Source organism: Rhizobacter sp. P3_C12 (assembly GCF_056402735.1).
Genome location: NZ_JBFUGW010000471.1, coordinates 1 through 2865 on the forward strand (window position 1 = coordinate 1; position 2865 = coordinate 2865).

Annotated in this window: 3 protein-coding genes; all 3 read right to left on the minus strand. The window is 71.7% G+C overall.

Annotated elements, in window-relative coordinates:
* On the minus strand, positions 1–1066 hold a 1066-nt coding region (locus tag AC1DXV_RS33305; RefSeq protein WP_477937823.1), incomplete at its 3' end, for a glycosyltransferase family 4 protein.
* Positions 1063–2169: a glycosyltransferase family 4 protein gene (locus tag AC1DXV_RS33310; protein ID WP_477871180.1), complete on the minus strand. Its 1107-nt coding sequence runs from the start codon at positions 2167–2169 to the stop codon at positions 1063–1065. The genes AC1DXV_RS33305 and AC1DXV_RS33310, both read right to left, overlap by 4 nt.
* The coding region (locus AC1DXV_RS33315) for a glycosyltransferase (RefSeq protein ID WP_477937825.1) at positions 2169–2865 on the minus strand (697 nt) is incomplete at its 5' end. The genes AC1DXV_RS33310 and AC1DXV_RS33315, both read right to left, overlap by 1 nt.

The following is a 2865-nucleotide window of genomic DNA, read 5'->3' on the forward strand; positions in this document are numbered from 1 at the left end:
CCGTCACGCCGCAGCCGGCCTCCGCCACCGGGTCGTTGCCAGCGTCCACCGAATGCAGCACCGCGCAGCCGGCCATCATGTAGTCCATCAGCTTGTTCGGCGCGATGCCGAAGCGGTAGATCGGCGTGCGCTGCCAGCCGATCCAGGCGATGTCGACCTCGCGCAGCAGCGCCGGGATCTGGGCCTTCGGCACCGGCGGGAACAGCGCGACGTGGCGCAGCGATTCGTCGACGACGCGCTGTGCGAGGCGCGGCTTCTCCATGCCGTCGCCGACCAGCACGAACGAGACCGGCTCGTCGCGCATCAGTGCCGCCGCATCGAGCAGCACGTCGAGCGCGTTCGGCAGCCCGTGCGAGCCCGCATAGCCGACGACGGTGCGGCCCTGCACCTTCTGCGCGGCGATGTGGGCAGCGATGGCGGCATCGAGCGGCGCCGGTTCGCCAGCCCAGTCGTCCGGCGAGATGCCGTTCGGCACGATGTGCAGCTTGCGCAGGTCCAGCCCGTGCGCGCCCATGTGGCCGGCCACCTTCGGCAGCATCGACACCACGACATCGGCATCGCGGTACGCATCGTCCTCGGCCTTCTGGCACAGCAGCGCGAACGGATGCCGCGGCGACATGCCCGACAGCTCGATCGGCGACAGCGGCCACAGGTCATGCACCTCGAACACCAGCGTCGCCTTCGCGCGCCGCGCAATGCGCCGCGCGACCCACATGTCCATCGGGTAGGTGCTGGAGGCGATCACGACGTCGGGTTGGAAGCGCTCGACCAGCGCCGGCGTCTCGCGCCACAGCCGCACCAGAAAGGCTGCGATGTTGCGCACCCGGCCGATGCCGTTGCCCTGGTAGCGCGGCGACGGCAGCCAGCGGTAGGCGATGCCGGCTATCGCCTCGTCCAGCGGTGCTGCATCGACCTCCGGCTGCCGGCTGCGCACATGCGACTGCGACGCCGCGACGATCTGCACCCGGTGCCCGGCGCGCACCCATTCGCGCGCCAGGTAGTACGGCCGGAACTCCATGCCGTGCCGGGGCGAGCCCGCATAGTGGTTGATCAGCAGGATGTTCAACGCAGCAGCTCGCTGTAGAAGTTCAGCAACGCGCGCTCGGCCTGCGGCCAGTTGAACACCTCGTCGACCGCGCGCCGGCCCGCTTCACCCATCACGCGCACGCGGTCCGGCGCATCGCGCAGCAGCCGGATCGCGTCGGCGATCGCGTTCGGGTCGAGCGGGTTCACGCACAGCCCGCAGTCATGCACCTCGACGATCTCGCGCCACTGCGGGAAGTTCGACGCGATCACCGGCAGCTGCGCCGACATGTACTCGAACATCTTGATCGGCAGCGAATCCAGGTAGCTCGGCATCGGCTGCAGCGTGACCAGCCCGGCGAACGAGCGCGCCATCACCTCGCGCACCTGCGCCCGGCCGACCTGCCCGCGGTAGTCGACCTGCGCCCAGCCGGGCAGCGCGCGCAGCTCGGCCTCGAGCGCCGCGTCCTCGAAGCGGCCGCACAGCAGCAGCGTCACGCCCGGCACCTGCGGCAGCGCGAGCACCATCTCGAGCGCACCGCGCGTGCGGGTGATGCCGCCGACGTAGCAGACGATGTTCCCGCGCGGCTGCGGTGCCGCCACCGCCGCCAGCTCGTCGAGGAACGGGAAGTTGGCGACGTTGGCCGCGCGCCGCGCGAGCGGCGCGAAACGCGCGGTGATGTGCGGCGTGGCACCGACCACGCCCGACAGCTGGCGCACCCGCCAGTTCTCGTAGCGCTCGAAGGCCCACGACAGCGGCGCGCGCAGCGCCGCGGGAATCCACTGCTTGGTCAGGATCTGCCGCGGCACGTCTTCATGCGCGTCGTAGACCGCGACGATGCCGCGGCGCGCCAGCGCGGCGCCGACCGGCAGCAGTTCCGGGTCGTGGAAGTGCACCAGCGCCGGCTGCAGGTCGAGCACCCGCTGCAGCGCGAGCTTCGGCTGGCGGCGCATGCGCGCGAGGCGGCCGGCCGGCGCCGTGCCGATGTCGACGATGCGCACGCCATCGACCTGCGCATCGCCGAGCCCGTCGCCGACGACCTGGATCACCTCGTAGCCGGCACGCGCGAGCGAGCGGCATTCCTTGTGGAAGATGCGGATGTCGTCGCGCGGGTGCACGGTGGTCAGGTGAACGATGCGCGGCATCATGAAACTCGGCCCTCCAGGCGCGCATGCAGCGCGATGAACTGGCGGATGTTGCCTTCGAACATCGCCTTGTCGCGGACCAGCTGGCGGTTGAACGGCTGCCCGTCGCGCGCCCAGGTGCCGGTGTCCCAGGTGTCGATCGCACGCAGCAACGCGTCGTCGAGGCGCGCGAGGTCGGCCACCAGCAAGCCGTTGTGGCCGTCGGTCACCCATTCGCGGTTGGCCGGCAGGTCGCTCAGCACCGGCAGGCAGCCGGCCGCCAGCGACTCCAGCAGGCTCACCGAGGTGCCGTCGGATTCCGGCACGCTGACGAAGACGGCCGCGCGCCGGTAGCTGCGCGCGAGCGACTGCGCATCGAGCATGCCGGTGAAGTCGACGCGCCCCGCGATGCCCAGCGTGTCGGCCATGCGGCGCAGCTCGTCGGTCTGCGGGCCGGCGGCCGCGACCTCCAGCGTCCAGTTCGTGCAACGCCCGGGCAAGCGTGCGAAGGCCTGCAGGATCGCGTCGACGCGGTACAGCGGCTTGTGCAGCCGGCACGACAGGAGGCGCCGCTCGGCCTGCACGCCCGGCAGCGCCGGCGGCTCGTCGATGCCGAGCGGGATCCATTCGCGCAGCGTCGCCGCGGCCTCGGGGGCGAGTGCGGCGGCGGCCGCGAGCAGCACCTGCGCATCGGCYGTCCAGGCCTGCGCACCGCGC

Excerpts from the sequence above, each read along its gene's own strand:
- AC1DXV_RS33310 (WP_477871180.1), bottom strand. The coding sequence starts at position 2,169 with ATGCCGCGCATCGTTCACCTGACCACCGTGCACCCGCGCGACGACATC.